The 17110-nt window shown below is 39.1% G+C and carries 18 protein-coding genes, 2 tRNA genes and 1 other RNA gene; 9 read left to right on the top strand and 12 right to left on the bottom strand.

Translation table 11 applies throughout. The features are described 5' to 3' along the window. The 3 genes from ispE to B9T25_RS06545 are packed head-to-tail and all read right to left on the bottom strand — an operon-like array spanning window position 1 to window position 3155. The gene (ispE, locus tag B9T25_RS06555; protein WP_086187653.1) at window positions 1-831 is read right to left on the bottom strand and encodes a 4-(cytidine 5'-diphospho)-2-C-methyl-D-erythritol kinase; all 831 of its coding nucleotides are present in this window, start codon (window positions 829-831) and stop codon (window positions 1-3) included. Between the two features lie 21 nt (window positions 832-852). Beyond that, complete coding sequence (gene lolB, locus B9T25_RS06550) at window positions 853-1434, bottom strand: lipoprotein insertase outer membrane protein LolB (RefSeq protein WP_086187737.1); 582 nt, start codon at window positions 1432-1434, stop codon at window positions 853-855. A gap of 8 nt (window positions 1435-1442) precedes the next feature. Beyond that, window positions 1443-3155, bottom strand: a complete 1713-nt coding sequence (locus B9T25_RS06545; protein WP_086187736.1) for a tetratricopeptide repeat protein — start codon at window positions 3153-3155, stop codon at window positions 1443-1445. 78 nt (window positions 3156-3233) lie between these two features. On the opposite strand from B9T25_RS06545, the gene hemA reads away from it, so the two are divergent. Next, window positions 3234-4517, top strand: coding sequence for a glutamyl-tRNA reductase (gene hemA, locus B9T25_RS06540; RefSeq protein ID WP_086187652.1), 1284 nt, complete (start codon window positions 3234-3236; stop codon window positions 4515-4517). Between the two features lie 261 nt (window positions 4518-4778). Here the strand turns inward: hemA and B9T25_RS06535 are convergent, their stop codons facing one another. Both B9T25_RS06535 and B9T25_RS06530 read right to left on the bottom strand, forming a co-directional pair. Further along, complete coding sequence (locus B9T25_RS06535) at window positions 4779-6701, bottom strand: DNA primase (protein WP_086187651.1); 1923 nt, start codon at window positions 6699-6701, stop codon at window positions 4779-4781. Window positions 6702-6903: 202 nt separating this feature from the next. Next, complete coding sequence (locus B9T25_RS06530; RefSeq protein ID WP_086187650.1) at window positions 6904-7920, bottom strand: outer membrane protein assembly factor BamD; 1017 nt, start codon at window positions 7918-7920, stop codon at window positions 6904-6906. A gap of 71 nt (window positions 7921-7991) precedes the next feature. Between B9T25_RS06530 and rluD the strand changes: the two genes are divergently transcribed. Genes rluD through B9T25_RS06515 form a run of 3 tightly spaced genes read left to right on the top strand, consistent with a single transcriptional unit; the run spans window position 7992 to window position 10413 of the window. Beyond that, window positions 7992-9044, top strand: coding sequence for a 23S rRNA pseudouridine(1911/1915/1917) synthase RluD (gene rluD / locus B9T25_RS06525; RefSeq protein ID WP_086187649.1), 1053 nt, complete (start codon window positions 7992-7994; stop codon window positions 9042-9044). Between the two features lie 37 nt (window positions 9045-9081). Beyond that, window positions 9082-9822 (top strand): peptidoglycan editing factor PgeF, encoded by a 741-nt coding sequence (gene pgeF, locus B9T25_RS06520; protein WP_086187648.1) that lies wholly within the window; start codon window positions 9082-9084, stop codon window positions 9820-9822. A 39-nt stretch (window positions 9823-9861) separates the two neighbouring features. Beyond that, window positions 9862-10413, top strand: a complete 552-nt coding sequence (locus B9T25_RS06515) for a flavodoxin family protein (RefSeq protein ID WP_086187647.1) — start codon at window positions 9862-9864, stop codon at window positions 10411-10413. 37 nt (window positions 10414-10450) lie between these two features. On the opposite strand, the gene smpB is transcribed toward B9T25_RS06515, so the two are convergent. Next, window positions 10451-10927, bottom strand: a complete 477-nt coding sequence (gene smpB, locus B9T25_RS06510; RefSeq protein ID WP_086187646.1) for an SsrA-binding protein SmpB — start codon at window positions 10925-10927, stop codon at window positions 10451-10453. 142 nt (window positions 10928-11069) lie between these two features. Between smpB and coaD the strand changes: the two genes are divergently transcribed. The 4 genes from coaD to B9T25_RS06490 all read left to right on the top strand — a co-directional run bounded on the left by coaD (window position 11070) and on the right by B9T25_RS06490 (window position 12383). Further along, window positions 11070-11561, top strand: a complete 492-nt coding sequence (coaD, locus tag B9T25_RS06505) for a pantetheine-phosphate adenylyltransferase (RefSeq protein WP_086187645.1) — start codon at window positions 11070-11072, stop codon at window positions 11559-11561. Between the two features lies 1 nt (window position 11562). Next, window positions 11563-11826: a YfhL family 4Fe-4S dicluster ferredoxin gene (locus B9T25_RS06500; RefSeq protein ID WP_086187644.1), complete on the top strand. Its 264-nt coding sequence runs from the start codon at window positions 11563-11565 to the stop codon at window positions 11824-11826. 26 nt (window positions 11827-11852) lie between these two features. Next, window positions 11853-12235: RNase P RNA component class A (rnpB, locus tag B9T25_RS06495), an RNA gene on the top strand. A 71-nt stretch (window positions 12236-12306) separates the two neighbouring features. Next, window positions 12307-12383, top strand: a tRNA-Met gene (locus tag B9T25_RS06490). Between the two features lie 282 nt (window positions 12384-12665). Here B9T25_RS06490 and B9T25_RS06485 read toward each other — a convergent pair. After that, on the bottom strand, window positions 12666-13073 hold the full coding sequence (locus B9T25_RS06485; RefSeq protein WP_171262737.1) for a hypothetical protein: 408 nt from the start codon (window positions 13071-13073) through the stop codon (window positions 12666-12668). Between the two features lie 178 nt (window positions 13074-13251). Here B9T25_RS06485 and B9T25_RS06480 point away from each other — a divergent pair. Next, window positions 13252-13328, top strand: a tRNA-Met gene (locus B9T25_RS06480). A 186-nt stretch (window positions 13329-13514) separates the two neighbouring features. Here B9T25_RS06480 and B9T25_RS06475 read toward each other — a convergent pair. From B9T25_RS06475 to B9T25_RS06455, 5 genes are read right to left on the bottom strand one after another with little or no spacing between them, the layout of a single operon-like run. Continuing rightward, window positions 13515-14540 carry a hypothetical protein gene (locus B9T25_RS06475; RefSeq protein ID WP_086187643.1) on the bottom strand — a complete coding sequence of 342 codons (1026 nt, stop codon included), beginning with the start codon at window positions 14538-14540 and terminating at the stop codon, window positions 13515-13517. Beyond that, the gene (locus B9T25_RS06470; protein WP_086187642.1) at window positions 14537-14869 is read right to left on the bottom strand and encodes a hypothetical protein; all 333 of its coding nucleotides are present in this window, start codon (window positions 14867-14869) and stop codon (window positions 14537-14539) included. Before B9T25_RS06470 ends, B9T25_RS06475 begins: the two co-directional genes overlap by 4 nt. Further along, window positions 14866-15534 carry a phage baseplate protein gene (locus B9T25_RS06465; protein ID WP_086187641.1) on the bottom strand — a complete coding sequence of 223 codons (669 nt, stop codon included), beginning with the start codon at window positions 15532-15534 and terminating at the stop codon, window positions 14866-14868. The genes B9T25_RS06470 and B9T25_RS06465 overlap by 4 nt, the downstream gene beginning before the upstream one ends. Beyond that, the gene (locus B9T25_RS06460) at window positions 15534-16067 is read right to left on the bottom strand and encodes a DUF2313 domain-containing protein (protein ID WP_086187640.1); all 534 of its coding nucleotides are present in this window, start codon (window positions 16065-16067) and stop codon (window positions 15534-15536) included. Before B9T25_RS06460 ends, B9T25_RS06465 begins: the two co-directional genes overlap by 1 nt. After that, window positions 16064-17110 carry a baseplate J/gp47 family protein gene (locus B9T25_RS06455; RefSeq protein WP_086187639.1) on the bottom strand — a complete coding sequence of 349 codons (1047 nt, stop codon included), beginning with the start codon at window positions 17108-17110 and terminating at the stop codon, window positions 16064-16066. The genes B9T25_RS06460 and B9T25_RS06455 overlap by 4 nt, the downstream gene beginning before the upstream one ends.

The raw sequence follows: 17110 nt of genomic DNA, 5'->3' as shown, positions 1-17110 counted from the left end.
TCATATAACTTCGAAATGACGTAATGGTGATTCATTTAAACTATTAACCAAGTAAGCTTTACAAGGCGAATGCGCTAAAATCTCATCAATATTCATGTCGTTAGTTACTTCAGTAAAAACACAAGCACCTGTACCTGTAAGTTTTGCAATACCGAACTGGTCTAAATACTGCATTGCTTCATTTACTTCTGGATATAAGCTTCTCGCTATAGGCTCAAAGTTATTTCCAAAATTAAAAGGTGTTAACTGATAGGCGCAAAATGTAGAGGTGTTCGTGTTTCTTGTCAATGTTTTTTGCGAAAAAAGCAATTGAGTGCTGATAAAACAATCAGGTTTTAACACGATGTATTTTTTTTGTTCTAAGTCTATGAATGTTAAGTGTTCACCAATGCTTTCAGCCCATGCATTACGTCCATAAACAAAAATGGGAACGTCAGCACCAAGTTTTACGCCCAGCTCAGCCAGTTGTTCCATCGTTAAACCACATTGCCACAATTGATTGACCACAATAAGTGTGGTTGCTGCATTTGAAGAACCACCTCCGAGTCCTGCCCCCATAGGAATGTTCTTTTCTACACAAATTGATAGGCCTGTTATTTTCTGAGCATAGGGTTTCAAAATTTGTATGGCTTTGTAGATTAAATTTTGCTCTAGGTCGACGCTATTTAAGCCATTGATTGAAATCTGTAAGTTATCTGTTTGGGTGAATTCTAGCCAGTCGCTTAAATCTATAAGTTGAAAAATAGTTTGCAACTCATGATAACCATCATCACGACGACCGGTGATATGCAAAAAAAGATTGAGCTTGGCAGGAGAAGGTACACGAATCATAGAGTTTTGAACTTTTAAGACTTAGCGATTTTGAATCAGCATTGTAATACGGTTTTCTTGACCCGACTCAAGTGCTTGCTTTAAAATTAATTTATTCGGCAATTGGGCTTGGTCGTTATAACTTAAATCAACTGTCCAACCATCTTCCAAAAATTGAGTTGGACGATTATGGTCATCTTTGTTGATTTTAACTTGTGTTGTGGCAGGTTTGGCTTGAACCCAATCGACTAAATGGGTGATAGGTGCTTGCCAGCCCGTGGCACGTTCAAGCAGTTCTTCTGCTGTTCCGGCTTCAATAAGCCCTGTTTTGGCGCTATTTAAGCTGACTTCACCGGGTTTTCCCGATATTTGAGTTTTGCCAACACCTAAAATTCCGCTTAATTCAATATCAAACTCATCTTGTTGTTGTACCCAAGTGAAAAATGCACTGCCAGATTGCCCCGGTGTTTTAACCCCAATTTTACCCTGAAGGTTAAAGTTGTTCGCAGCTTCTGGCATTTGAGATATGTTTGGTGCTTGAGGTTGGGTGTATTGTTGACAACCAGTCAGGATGAATGTGCTTGTTGCAATTAAGGTTAAGCTGAGTTTTGAAAAAATATGCATAAAGATCATTAACTCTTTTTCATGTGTGGCGGTAACAATAGCGACTTCAATTGCTCTAATTGAGGATCATTGGGATATTTTTTTTGTAGTTGTTGTAACACCTGATTAAATTTTGTTAGATCGCCTTGCATATATAACGATTTTGCATAGCGCACACCAATTTTGACATTTTGGCTAATTTCATAGGCTTTTTCTAAAACCAGAGCGGATGTTTTAAAGTCATTTTGTAAAAAGGTAATGTAGCCGAGTGTATCTAAAATTGAGGCTTGGTCTGGTGCGAACTCTAATGCATGTTCAACATACTGCCGAGCCTCATCTAATCGTCTGTTTTGTAAAGCGAGTGTATAGGCGTAAGCATTCAGATAGGTTGGGCTATTAGGTTCAATTTCTAATAGTTTTTTCAATAGTTTATCCAGTTTATCTTTATCTTGATAAGGATCAAGTAATAGAACTTCTGAGTAGATGAGTTCGGGATCATCAGGAATGTTTTTAATCGCTTCATCTAATAAACGCATAGCCGCTTTTTTGTTGCCCATTCTTTTTAAAATATCAGCCTGAGCTTGATAGAGAAAGCTGGCTTGTTGTGGGTAATTGACCCGTTCTTGGGTTAAAAAGCGCAAAGCATCGCTGAGTTTATCTTGCTCAGAAAAAATATTAATCATATTGCGGCGTGAAACGGTATATAAACTACCATCCACCAAACGATAATAGGCTTTTGCTGTTTCAAAATGTTGTTTTCTTTCAGCATTTACAGCCAAGTAATAATAGGCCTCATTTTGATATTGTGCGGAATAGCGCAGCTCAACCAAGAATTTTTCTGCTTTTTCATATTCTTCTAAATCAATACTGGTTAAGCCTGCAATAAACAGTGCTTCATCTTCATGCGGCCATTTTTCTAAAATATTTTCCAGTTTGCCCAGTGCTTGTTTAGATTGATTGATTTTAATTAAGTATTTGATTTCAGCTAAGCGAACTTCTAAATTAGATTTATGTTTGTGACTGGCTTTGTTATACCATTCGAGTGTTTCCTCGTCATTGCCTAAAGCACTGAGTAAATTGGCTTTCATTAAAATAAAGCCCGTTACTTTAGGGCGTTTTTTGAGTGCGCGATTTACCGTAATGAGCGCTTGTTCTAACTGGCCATGTTGAGCTTCTAAACCTGCAATCAGCACCAAGACGGAAGGGTTGTCTTTTTCTTTGCTTTTGCGTAAAGCATCGAGTAAATACTCTCGATCTTCTGGTTCTTCAGGGGCGATGCCGACTAAAATCTTTTCTAAATCTGCATTTGGGTCAATATTTAAGATTTTATCTAGCGTTTCTGATGCCAGTTCATACTCGTGTGCTTTAAGAGCAATGTGTGAAAGATAAAATAAAGCAGGGACATCTGTCGGTTCTTGAACTACCCAATGTGTGGCAATATCCAGTGCAGCTCTAAGGTCATTTTGCTCCAATGCGATATTCAAAGCACGCTGTTTAACCGTGGTGGAATTGCTTTTTATTGCAAGCACAGTGTAGTTATGTAATGCTGTTGGTACGTCATGATAAGTCAGTGCAAACTCAGCAATCATGCTTTGTTTTATGGCATTATAGTTTGAATTGGTATGATAAATTTCTCCAGATGCTCTAATATGAGCACTAGAAGCCATGCTACCCACAAGTAAGAATGTGGTAGAATATTGCTTAATTGTCGCGCCGTTTATTCGGCTATTTGTTTGACGCAATTTTTCTTGATCCAAGTAATGCTTTTTATGACACCGATATTGCACAATAGCATAAATATAGCGAAATGATGATCTGATATGTCTTTCTTTGCATTGGGTGTCAACCATCAAACCGCTTCTGTAGAACTGCGTGAGCAAGTTGCATTTAACCCTGAAAAGTTAACGCAATTACTTGCAGAGCAGAGCCAAAACCATGACTTAAATGATATGGTTGTGGTATCTACATGTAATCGAACTGAAGTTTATGCCATGTCTGATAATGCAGATATGGTAATGAATTGGCTCGCCCAAGCAAATGGCATAGATGTTAAACAATTGTTTAATCATGTATATCGCTATGAAAATGCGCAAGCTGTAACACATTTGATGCGTGTCGCCAGTGGGCTTGACTCTTTAATGTTGGGTGAGCCGCAAATTTTAGGGCAGGTGAAGTCCGCACTTTCTCTTGCTAAAGATGCACATACTGTTTCTCCTAGTTTAAACCGAATTTTTGAATATGCTTTTTATGCAGCCAAGCGTGTACGCTCGGAAACGGCTGTGGGTAGTCATGCTGTTTCAATGGGTTATGCAGTTGCTCAGCTAGCCTTGCAAGTGTTTAGTAAGCCTGAAAAGTTGACGGTCATGGTGGTGGCTGCGGGTGAAATGAATAGCTTGGTGGCGAAGCATTTGGCAGAAATGGGTGTGGGTAAAGTTTTAATTTGCAATCGTACACGTGCTCGCGCTGAAACTTTGGCGCAAGCAATAGCGCATCGGGTTGATGTGGAAATTATTGATTTTTCAGCATTGGCAGAAAATTTATACCGTGCAGATGTGATTTCAAGTTGTACTGGAAGTTTGCATCAAGTGATTTCTTATGCTGATGTTAAAATAGCCTTAAAAAAACGTCGTTATCAACAAATGCTTTTAGTGGATTTGGCGGTACCGCGTGATATTGAGCCTAAAGTTAAATCTTTAGATGGCGTATATTTATATGGTGTTGACGATTTACAAAGTGTGATTGATGACAATCTTGCACAACGTCGCCAAGCGGCTGTTGAAGCAGAAGTCATGGTGAATCAGTTGGCAACAGAGTTGCTGACCCAACAAAAAGTTAAAAATGCGGGCAGTACGATTCATGCTTACCGTGAACAGGGTGAAGTACTCAGACAGGAAGAATTAGCCTTGGCGATGACGCGAATGGCTAATGGTGAAAATGCTGAGCAGGTTTTACAGGAATTTTCTCATCGTTTAACGCAAAAATTATTGCATCCAACCTCTATTTTGTTGCGTGAAGCAGCGAAAGTGGAAGATCCTGCATATTTTGAGATGTTGCAGGAAGATTTGCAAACTGTAGTGGCGAAGCGTCGTAAGGTAAAGCACTAAAATAAATTCAGGCTAATATTTATAGTGCCTCATATTGCTGTTAAAAGTTAAAAAGATTTTGTGTAGGCGATGCCTTACTTTTGATGGGTCAAAAGTAACAAAACCCTTTATTAGTCAGATGGTACATCCCTGTAACCACTGACTAACGAGCGACATCTATGTCGCCAGTCAAGTATTCTAAATATCTTTGTAATATGTAAAATAAGTTTAATGGCATTACTGTATTAAGATGATGTGATTTATTTATTTAAAAATTAAAATTTAATCTTCTAAAAGTGTCAGTGATCTTTTTTTATCAATTTCATAAATTTGATGTTTTAAATTACGCATTTCGGCAATGCTGGTAAATTTTTTCGATTTAATTTTTTGTTGCAAGCATTGGTATTGTAATTTGATGGAAAAATCTTCAGCGAGTTTATCTGCTTGCTCAGGTGATGAAGTGTAATCACTGATATTGGCTTGCGGTAAAATATGTTGTAAGTCATGGTGATAGTTAGCACATGCACCTAAAACATAATATTGGGATAACTCTGTATCATCGGGTAAGTCATCAAAAATCGTATTAAAAATATTTAAAATTTTAAATAACAATTGATCCTGTGAAATTAAAGCGCGTAGTGGTTCAAAATGAATATAAAGATAGGGGTGATTCATTAAAATCGCAATCACATACTCTTCTGCATCAATTTTAGTACTAAAGCTTAAGGATGCATCGTTGTTGACTTGGGGTTGCCATTTGCGGTTGCCCCCTAGCTTTTCCCTAAAGAATTGCTGCAATAGATAGCGGTAAGACCCGTGTTTCGGTAAAAGCTCAGTCAATTGGCGTAATTCACCCATGACCTGACTTTTACCTTCAGGCTTGGTTACATCATGATTTTGACTGAGGTGCGCAAAGACAAAATCGGATAATAACGGTGCTTGTTGCAGTAGACGGTGGAAGTTTTCAATCCCTTCACGACGAATTAAAGAGTCTGGATCGTGATCATTAGGGAGCACGAAAAATTTGAGTTCGCGCCCATCATTGAGTAAAGGTAACGCAATTTCTAATGTTCGTCTTGCTGCTTTTTGCCCAGCAGTATCACCATCGAAAGCAATGGTGATACGATTATTTTGCTTAAATAAAATGTTTAAGTGTTCAGTATTACTGGCTGTTCCCAGCGTTGCAACCGCACCATAGATGCCATATTGCTGTAAGGCAATCACATCCATGTAGCCTTCAACCATTAACCAGTCATGGGCTTTTTGTTTACGTCCTTCGTATAAACCATAAAGCAATTGGTTTTTATGGAACACTTTAGAATCGGGTGAGTTAATGTATTTGGGTTTGATTTCATCATTTAGCGCACGACCACCAAAACCGACCACACGACCTTTAGGATCACGAATGGGGAAGATGACTCGATCTCGCAGCAGATCGAAATCTCGACCTTTGTCGCTGGTACGAATTAATCCCAGTTGTCTTAGACCTTCAATGTCATAAGGAAAAGCTTTTTCCAAATGCTGCCAATCTTCAGGGGCATAGCCTAAACGCCAATATTGAATGGTTTCTGCACTTAAGCCACGTTGTTTAAAGTATTGCTGTGCGGTCTGACTGTGCGGTAATTGCTGTGCATAATACAGCGCAATATTTTCCAATAAATCGTATAAGTTACCATCTTGAACTGTGTTTTGATCAATGGGATCAAATTGTTCAAATACCGTAAAAGGGTCGTTATGATTAAAATGTTGCTCTGAGTAAGCATCACTTTGAAACTCTTCAAATGGGTCGTTACTGTTAAAAGCAGCATTTGGTGCAGGTTGTTGTTCTGCTCCGATAGCTGAGGGTATTGCTTGAGCACTCACAGGTTTTTTGATTTCGCGCTTATAAGAGAGGCGCTTTGAATCTTGATTGTCTTTCGGTAACTCGATACCTGTTTGACTAGACAGATCCTTCATCACATCGACAAAATTACGTCCGTCAATGTCCATTAAAAAGCGGATGGCATTACCGTTGGCTTGGCAGCCAAAGCAGTGGAAATATTGTTTGTCGCGATAAACATGAAACGATGGCGATTTTTCCTGATGAAAAGGGCAACAACCTGAATAGGTGCGGCCTGTTTTCTTAAGTTTTACGCGCTGACCAATCAGATCGACAATATCTGTGCGATCTAATATTTGATCAATCGTGTGTTGAGGAATAGCCATACGTATGCAATCGAGTTGAGATTTATCTATTAAAATGACTGACGAATCAGAGGTCAGAATTTGCGCAGAATGAAAGTGCGCAAGCAGTTAAATGTTAATTTGTATACCTTTTGCATAAAATGATCAATATGATCGGTTAAAATAACAAAAGGGCAAGTATGATAACTTGCCCTTCATGAAAATGCGACCAATTAAGAGTGGCTTATTCAGTTGCTGGTGTTTCTTTTTGCATTTCTTGTTTCGGTGCTGGAATATTGGTTTCTACTTGTGGTCGATCCAATAAACCAAAACTTAAACGATTGGTGATACTGCGCTTTTCAGTGTCTTCAGAACTTTGATTTTGTTCTGTATTTGTTGAGCTTTGAGCTTCGCGTCCTAGAACACCTAAAGTTGCACGATTCACCCAACTACCTTCACTGCGTGCAGCACGAAGATTTACGCTACCATCCGATTTGACTAAGTTTGGATAATTGAGCTTTAACACTTCAATGTACTGTTGTGAGGTTGCTTTATCACCTAATTTGTCATAACCATAGGCAATTGTGGCTAAAGCTTCAGGCACTTGCGGAGTTTGTGGATAGTGCTCAACTACCCAGTGTGAGCGTTCAACAGCTGCTAACCATGCTTTGCGTTTGATATTAAAACGTGCTGCATTCATTTCACTTTCAGCCAATTCATTGCCAATAAATTTCATCCGTTGTGCTGCATCTACAGCATAGCTGCTAGATGGGAAGCGACGAATGAAATCGACAAAGTTTTGATAAGCCACTTTTAAATAGCTGACATCACGGTGAGATTGTTTTAATGATGTATAGCGTAATAAACCATCATAATTTTGTTCCATATTCGCGACACCACGAACATAGTAAGCATAGTCCACATTTGGGTGTTGTGGATTTAAACGAATAAAACGTTCAGCCAGTGCAATTGCGCCTTCAAAATCTTTTTGTTGGAATTTGACGTATAACAATTCTAATTGCGCTTGTTGTGCATAGTCACCTGTAGGGTAATAGGTGTCTAAGTCTTCAAGATGCTTCGCTGCATCGATATATTGTCCGCGTTCGAGCGCTTTTTCTGCTTTTTGAATATAAACTTGCTCGCTAGATTGTGGTCCTGTGTCCACAATTTCTTTCTTCGGATTACTGCTACAGCCCACTATTGCCGTTGCAACGCCTAAAGATAAAGCAAGCATTGTCATTTTATAACGTGGTAACGACATAAAAATTCCTCTGTTGGTACTGGCAATGAGCTACAATTGCGCTATTAAACCACTTTTGTCTGAATGAGAAAATGAGTCAAGCACAATCTTCTAACTCTAATTTACCTGAAACTGATTTCAATTTACTTGAAGATTCTGAGGATGCAGATAACCATACTTCAGACTCAACTGCAACACGTTTATCGTTGCAATTTCAATTGGATGAAAGCTATTTAGGGCAACGTATTGACCAAGTCGCAGCAATGGTTTGGAGCGATTTCTCGCGTGAAAAACTGAAACAGTGGCTAAAAGAAGGCCATTTGTTGGCAAATGGTAACAGCGTTAAGCCAAAGTATAAATGTGAAGGTAATGAACTTTTAACGCTAGATGTAGAGCTAGAAGTTCAAACTAAAAGCCTTCCTGAAAATATTCCACTCAATATCGTATATGAAGACGACGATATTATGGTCGTCAATAAACCGATTGGTATGGTGGTACACCCAGGCGCTGGCAACAGCTCAGGTACATTGGTGAATGCCTTACTTTATCATTATCCTAAATCTGCCGAATTAACCCGTGCAGGCTTAGTACACCGTATTGATAAAGATACCAGTGGTTTGCTGGTGGTGGCTAAAAACCTAGAAGCACAATTTTCTTTAAGTAAGCAATTGGCGAAGAAAACGGTTTATCGTGTTTACGACTTAGTTGTTTACGGCAATGTGATTGCTGGTGGAACAATTGATGAACCGATTAAACGTCATCCTGTCGATCGCGTCAAAATGAAGATCTTGCCGGGTGGTAAAGATGCGATCACTCATTACAACGTGAAAGAACGCTTCCAACATTTCACTCGTGTTCAAGCACGTTTGGAAACAGGTCGTACTCATCAAATTCGTGTTCATTTTAGCTATATAGGCTTTGGTTTGGTTGGCGATCAAGTGTATATGAACCGCGTACGTGTACCGGCTGGTGCTTCAGAATTGCTGGGTGACACTTTGCGTGGTTTTAAACATCAAGCTTTACATGCAGCAAAACTTGGATTGGTTCATCCACGTACAGGTAAAGAAATGATGTTTGAAGCACCTTGGCCAGATGATTTTGCTCAACTGATTGACGTATTACGTAGTGAAAATAAAGCGTATTAAGTTGCTTTGATGTTTGCTGAAGTATAAGGAAATAGACATGCAATTTGTTCAAGGGCTTCCGCAGGGTATATATGTTGGGCAGACTAGAGTGCATCATGCAAAAGCTCAATCTTCTGCTCAACCTGAACTTGCTGGATTTAACTTGGCATTGCATGTGAATGATGATGCGAAACGTGTACAGCAGCATCGTATGGCTTTGCTGCAAGAGTTTGCTGAATTTGGCGTGAATAAACTGACTTGGATGACGCAAACCCACAGCACTATTTGTCATACTGTTAATGAAGAAATTCCGTTTGCAGCATTAGAAGGCGATGGTCTGGTTACTCAGTGTAAAGCTCATGCTTTAATGATGATGACTGCGGATTGTTTACCTGTGGTTCTAGGAAATGCAGATGGTACTGAAGTTGCTAATTTACATGCAGGTTGGCGAGGCTTAACGCAAGGGATTGTTGAAAATACTATAACTGCAATGCAAAGTCAGCCGACTTGGGCGTGGTTGGGTGCAGCAATTAGTCAGCCGAATTTTGAAATTGGTGCAGAAGTAAAATTGGCTTTTTGTAGTAAATATCCAGAATTAGAAACTGCTTTTCAAGGCGGTGAAAAAGTAGGTAAGTTTTATGCGGATCTGTATGCGATTGCGCGTTATATCTTGAAACAACAGGGTATTGAAACGGTACTTGGTGGCGATCAGTGTAGCTATCGACAAGCGGACGAATATTTTTCCTACCGCCGTGAAGCAAAAACAGGACGTATGGCAACATTCGTGTTTATGGCTTGAAACTGTTAAACTTCATTAAAATTTACTGTTTTTATTGATATGTCTTTATCTTCAAAATCTCTTGCCATCGTTTATCACAGCGCATACGGACACACTGCAAAAGTAGCATCTTTTATTGCTCAAGGGGCTAAGCAAGCTGGCATAACTGTTCATTGTATGAATATCGAACAAGTGGATTGGGAGATACTAGATCAAGCGGATGCAATTGTTTTGGGTTGTCCCACTTATATGGGAAGTCTAACTTCTGCCTTGAAGCAATTTATGGAGCAATCTTCTAAACGATGGTTGGCTCGAACTTGGCAGGGCAAGCTTGCAGCTGGTTTTACCAACGGTGGTGGATTGAGTGGCGATAAATTAGCTGTTTTGCAGCAAATTAATTTGTTTGCCATGCAGCATGGCATGTTGTGGGCAGGTTTGCCGTTTATGCCTACGGGACGTAGTTCGCAAGATATTAACCGCATGTCGAGCTTTTTGGGCTTAATGACCCAGTCTGATAATGCACCTGCTGAGATCACACCACCTGAAGGGGATTTGGAAACAGCAGCTCGATTTGGTGAGCATCTTGCACTATTGTTGAAGCGCTTAAATTAAGATTAAAAAAACCTCCAATTGGAGGTTTTTTTACGTTTTACTTATGAAAAATTCGTGCTTTATCACGTTGCCAGTCACGATCTTTTTCTGTGGCACGTTTATCATGCATTTGTTTACCTTTAACCAGTGCAATTTCAATTTTGGCTAAACGACCTTTCCAATAACACGCTAGTGGTACGCATGAATAACCTTTTTGATTGACTGCACCCATCAACTTTTCAAGTTCACGACGTGAAAGCAGTAGCTTACGTGTGCGAGTCGCTTCAGGAACTACATGCGTGGATGCAGAGAGTAGTGGTTGGATTTGAGCCCCAAACAAAAATGCTTCGTTGTCTCTAAAAAGAATATAGCTTTCAGTAATGGTCATACGTCCAGCGCGTAAAGACTTCACTTCCCAGCCTTGTAATGAAAGACCAGCTTCGAATTTCTCTTCAATAAAATAATCATGGCGAGCGCGTTTATTCTGCGCAATAGTGCCACTATTATTTTTTTTAACTACGATTGATTTCGACATAATACTAATATTCCAAGATTAAGCATATTTTGCCTCAAACTGGCTCTAAGGTGAAGTGATTTCAAATTTAAGGAGAATGTTCGCTAAAAAGGAAGTTTTTGTTAAACTATGCGGTATAAACAATAAATTAGAGTACAAACGGATGTCTAAAACTCGCGTCATCTATCCAGGAACGTTTGATCCGATTACCAATGGTCACATCGACTTAGTTGCCCGTGCAGCAAGAATGTTTGATGAGGTGGTGGTTGCAATTGCAATTGGACATCATAAAAACCCAGTGTTTAGTTTGGATGAACGGATTCGATTGGCTAAAATATCTTTAAGCCACCTGTCCAATGTCGAGTTTATTGGCTTTGATGGTCTATTAGTGAATTTTTCTCGTGAACAACGTGCAACAGCTGTATTACGAGGATTACGTGCTGTTTCAGATTTTGAATATGAATTTCAGCTTGCGAATATGAATCGTCAGTTGGATCAACATTTTGAAACTGTATTCTTAACACCCTCTGAACAATTTTCATTTATTTCTTCAACGATGGTTCGAGAAATTGCGCGTTTAAAAGGTGATGTTGGAAAATTTGTACCGCAATGTGTGGTCGAAGCCTTTGAACGTAAGCATCAACAAGGTTGGTAGCGTGTCTTTATATATTACTGATGAATGCATCAATTGTGATGTTTGTGAGCCTGTTTGCCCAAATGAGGCAATTTTTATGGGTGATGTCATCTATGAAATTCACCCAAATTTATGCACTGAATGTGTTGGACATTATGATCAACCCCAGTGTCAATTATTTTGTCCAGTCGATTGTATTCCGCTTGACCCACAGCATGTGGAGTCACAAGATGAATTGATGGATAAATATAAAAAACTGATTGCTCAAAAAAGCACAAGCAATTAGTGCTGAAGTTTGATAAGATGCGCCCCGAAGTGAGCTAGACGATCGCTGCTGTGGAAATCTTCGTGATTGAAGCAGGGGAGGAAAGTCCGGGCTTCATAGGGCAGGGTGCCAGGTAACGCCTGGGCGGTGAAAGCCGACGGCAAGTGCAGCAGAGAGTAGACCGCCATCTTTGCAATTTCCTTTCGGGGAAACCAAGAGAGATGGTAAGGGTGAAAGGGTGCGGTAAGAGCGCACCGCGTGTCTGGTAACAGTTCACGGCAAGGTAAACCCCACCAGAAGCAAGACCAAATAGGAATCCTGAGGCACGGCCCGTGCTGGATTCGGGTAGGTCGCTTGAGCGTATGAGTGATTGTACGCCTAGAGGAATGATCGTTCACGACAGAACCCGGCTTATCGGCTCACTTCACTAATTTTTTACAATTATTGTGTGATATTTCTTGACAGAAAGTTGTTTGAAATAGATAATATGCGCACAGTTTTGGCTATGTAGCTCAGTTGGTTAGAGCACCGCACTCATAATGCGGGGGTCACAGGTTCAAATCCCGTCATAGCCACCATTTTCATAGACCACGCTTCTAAAAGCGTGGTCTTTTTTTATGCTTAAAATTTAACAAATGAGCCTAATTTATTTAAAAATTGTATAGGGAAATTAAAAACTAACATTTAAACGTGTTTTAACATGCAGCAGCTAATGATGGTATTGCTGTGTAGAGAGTGTAGTAATAAACATTGTTTTTAAATAATACATGTCAAGGTATAAGTTGAGTTCTTAGGGTTTTTAGTTGAGTGTAAAGTGAGTTAAATAAAGCCATCATCATAAGATGATTTTTTTTAACGGACTATTCACATTGTGCTGAATCTAAATCGATTTTAATTTTTTGACGTTGTTGATTGTAGAAATCTAAAATATGCTGTTTTTCAGCATGATCAAAAATTTGGTTCTGTAATTGCTTGATTTTATGCTCAGTGATGTATGGTTGGGCGCAGTGCATGGCAATCATATTTTCTTTAATAATTTGAATTCTTTGTTCTTCCTGTTTGTTTTCAATTTTATATAGCTTTTGCTGTGCCTTGCTTAGCTGCACTAAACTGCGCTTTTGTTGCATGCTGAGAAGTTGATGGTTGTTGATCCATTTGGCAACATCCATTCGAACACCATTATAGTCTACGAATATAGGTGAGATGACTTGGCAACCTGAGCCGATAATGGTGATTAAGCTTACACATACTAATTTGAATGGATTCATATTTTCTCTGTTTTGTTCGGTTTTTAATTGGGAAGCTATTGTGAAAAATAACATAAATAAAAGAGGGGGTTGTTTGAATTTTAACTAAAAGCTTTTAAATTGTTTAAAGTCTGAACACTTGAAAAACAAAGGGCTTGACGCTACTCGTGTAAATTCAGATAATGCGCGCATAGTTTACGGCTATGTAGCTCAGCTGGTTAGAGCACAGCACTCATAATGCTGGGGTCACAGGTTCAAATCCCGTCATAGCCACCATTTTAAAAGACCATGCTCTCAGCATGGTCTCTTTTTTTGTCGGTCGATAAAGTATGATTGTGTAAGTTTTCGGCTTATTTTGCACTATTTTGTTTTTCATTCTGCACTAAATAATTTGCAGTTATTCTGCACTAAATAATTTCTAACGGTATAGCTCGTAATCTAAAATAAATACACCATATTTCATCAATACTGTAAAACCTTTCCAAAGTTTCCAGATATTACATATTCATTCGTACCCATATCTGCACGTATTTGCTGTTGAACAGTGAGTGTGTCTGCAATTGTAAGTATGCTTACTGCTGTTGGATTGGATATATAAACTCTTTGAGCTAAACCTGAGAAAGTTGAATAGACGTTTACATCAATAAGATTATTACCATTTGAACCAAATGAATTCATGACTTTATATTTTGGCTTCAAAGAACATAAGACATTAGAAGAACTACTTATTACACTTAAATAAAACCTTCCCGTTGCAAACAATATACCGCCAATAACTGCGAATTTTAAAGCTGAATCTCCATATTGCTCATAAGTTATTCCTGAAAAAACAACATCAGATATTTCATGAATCGTCATCCATTTGATTTTGGGCGGATTATCAATCTGAGCTTGTAGTTTAGCTATAGAATTTAATAGCGTATCAGTAGAAACAACAGGTGATGGCTGTTGTGCTGTCAAGCCTGTTAAAGGTGTCTGTCTTACACGTTCACCTTTAAAATATAGATTGATTGCTCCTTCAGGTATTTCATCCGAATTTGTTCCAACATTCACAGCATTAACGATCCACTTTGAATCATTGCTATCCCAAATAGCTGACATCCGATCAAAACCACTGCCAGAGTCAATGTGAGCATAGTCACCATCTAGTGCGACAGGTAATGCCTCATTAAGTGAGATGTAGCTACTAAATAGGCCTCTGAAGTGCTGAACATAATCGACTTTATCAAGTTTATTTTCTGAGAGATTTTGAATTTTCGGTTCTAAAGCATCATTTACTGCAACAGCTGAGCCAAATACATCTGCATTAACATCAGCAGCATTTAAGACAATCTCACCAGTTTTATTATTAACAGATTTAACGGGTTGATTTGGATGGGCAATCATTACGCCAAAGGGGGTATTGATCACAATTTCTGATTGTTTTATTTTCTGATCTACAGGCATTGGATTATTAGACCAGAATACTTTTAATGCGATATTGCTCATTGTGTAATGCTCCGCTCAATACGGAACTGAATATTTTGAGAGTGCCGCACGTTGCCATCGATTTCTAGTTTTATATCAAGCTGTGCTGTACCAACCTTCCACAACCGAGTCAATGATGCTGGTACTTCTAACAATATAAAACCTGCATCTATAACTTGATCTGGATATACAGTGATGCTTGGCGAAGCAATAACTTCGTTTGATGAATTGACGATTTGAGCTGTTATGTTCATATCATTAGTAATCATCATGCCGACATCTTGCTCAGTATCATAAAACTGAATCGGGACTGCAAAACTGTCGCCAATTTTGATATACGCATTATTCATGTCAAACGTTCCCAAACACCGATCGTAATAGATGGTTGTACAACATCGAACGGGTCATCATTACCGATAGATGATGTATTTTGTCTAAATAAACCATCTTGAGCTTCATCATTAGAAAAACCATTCCAACCACCTAAGTATGTTGAATCAGGCGGAGATCCACCAGCGGGCCAACCAGTTTCGAAATTAAGTTTAAATACTGGTAACTCATCCGTGGTTAATTGATGTTTATATTCACCACCATCTTGACCGATGGTTTTCATGAAAGAAGGTGCTTGTGCATTTGCAGCAGAAGCCTTTGTTACAAGTGCGTGACCATCACCAACGCTTTGCCAAGTACCGTAACCTTTATATGCAGCTACAGCCTCAGAATCGGCAAAATTTTGCATAGTTAAGAACAGATTACCGACTTTTACATCTTGTTTTAAATCAGCAATATCATCCGCTAATGCTTTTAAAACAATGTAAAGTTGATTTTTAGCATTAGGATTTAACTCTGTACCAAAGCCTTCAATTGCGTTAGCAATTTCTTCTTGAAGACTGTTGCACCACGAAGGATCTATATACGTCGCATCTTGCCCAGAAATATCAGCATTATCATGAAAGCCAGTTTTACCATCCCCATTTATATCTGGTCGGGCGTTTACCGTATCAATTCGTTTCATTAAATCACCTCAATATCATAGCGTAGGTAAGCTGGTAAATAATTTTTGATAAGGCAGTTGATATCTGCATTCACAGGGCTTTGCAGCTTTAGTTTGACTTTATAGCGCAGCTGCTCTGTATTCACTGGAACGTCGCAAGGTGCAGTGCACAACATTGGTTTATAAGTCACTAGCTCAATCAAATTCACATTAAAAATTACTAGAAGCTGCTTGATATAATCAGTATTAAGAACGTTCTTTGTGTTTCTAATCCAATTCACAATTTCAAGCCGCTCTTCTACTGTTTGAGCAAGGTTTGTTGTGCATTTAAGTGGTAAACCATATTCTCGCTCATATTCTTCAAGCAACTCGACTGGAATTGTTTCCAAAACATTTAAAAGCCTTTTTGCATCAAGATCAGTTTGAGCCAAAGCTTTTGCGTGACCTTTAATGTCATCTGAAATATTCGTATTTGGGGCTTGGTCATACCCACCAGTGGGCAACAATTGACGTAAAACCATTTCATAAAGTTGAGTTGTTGCTTCTAGAGTCATTGTGCGGCACTCACAGACAATGTACCTAGACGTAACCAATAGGTATGAAATGGATTAACCGTCGGTACAACATTGGCGGAAGGTGTAAGAACAACATCTGTAACACCTGCAACGGCAACAATACGGGCTGTCAGAATCGCAGCCTGATAAGGTTCTACTGGGCCAATTTCTGCGAAATAATCTCGTATGACTTGTCTAATTGTTTCAAGTTCAGCATTTCCAGAAATTAAAGCACTTACAGGCACAAGTAGCTCTGTAGGTGCGTAGACTTTGCAATCAGCCCAAAACCCTGCATATGTATCTAAAACCAGTTGAGCTGAAGCAATTAATGCTCCACTAGGCAACGTGGGGGGATTGCCAATAGCAGTAATTGCTACATCAAGTGAGCCTAAGCCTCGTCGCTTAGGATAAGGATAAACATCCTTAATGTTTGGAATGGTTTTAATGACAGCAATCAAGTCTTCTGAGCGGTCACGCGACAAACCAAGCTGCTTTTGTTCAAGTAAGCGTGCACGCCAACTCTCTAACTCCTCTCCATCTGTACCACCACCAATAGACACATCACTTGCAGTACCATTAAGTCCAGCTGGAGGGCTAACCCATAGTAAAGTACCTGTGAAATTCCAGCTTGCACCAATCCGATCTGCAACAACATCTATAGATATTGGCGTATTAGCTAATAAATCAGTGTCATTTACTACAAGCCAATAATGTGATTTACCATCAGTTAGCTTACTGCCAGCAGTGACTGTCAAAGCAACATTAGAATTTACTATAACTGTACCTGATGCTTGTGTTCCACCTAGGCGTGGGCGGCCCAGTTCTTCAGCATGAACATAAAGAAATGGTTCATCAGCAGTGGCAATAAAAAGCTGTTTCTGTATATAAACTTGATGATGATATAAACCTTCAACAATTGAAGCTGTACCATCAGCGCGAATGCCAGCATCAGAATCATCAGAAATAGTTAAACCTGTAGCATTTCTGATCTCTTGAATAATCAGATTGCGAATCTGAGCAAATGTTTTAACTGAATAAGCCAC

This window comes from Acinetobacter sp. ANC 4470, from assembly GCF_002135335.1.
GTDB lineage: Bacteria > Pseudomonadota > Gammaproteobacteria > Pseudomonadales > Moraxellaceae > Acinetobacter.
The sequence above is the reverse complement of the archived record's forward strand: the minus strand, read 5'-3'. Positions and strand labels throughout refer to the sequence as shown.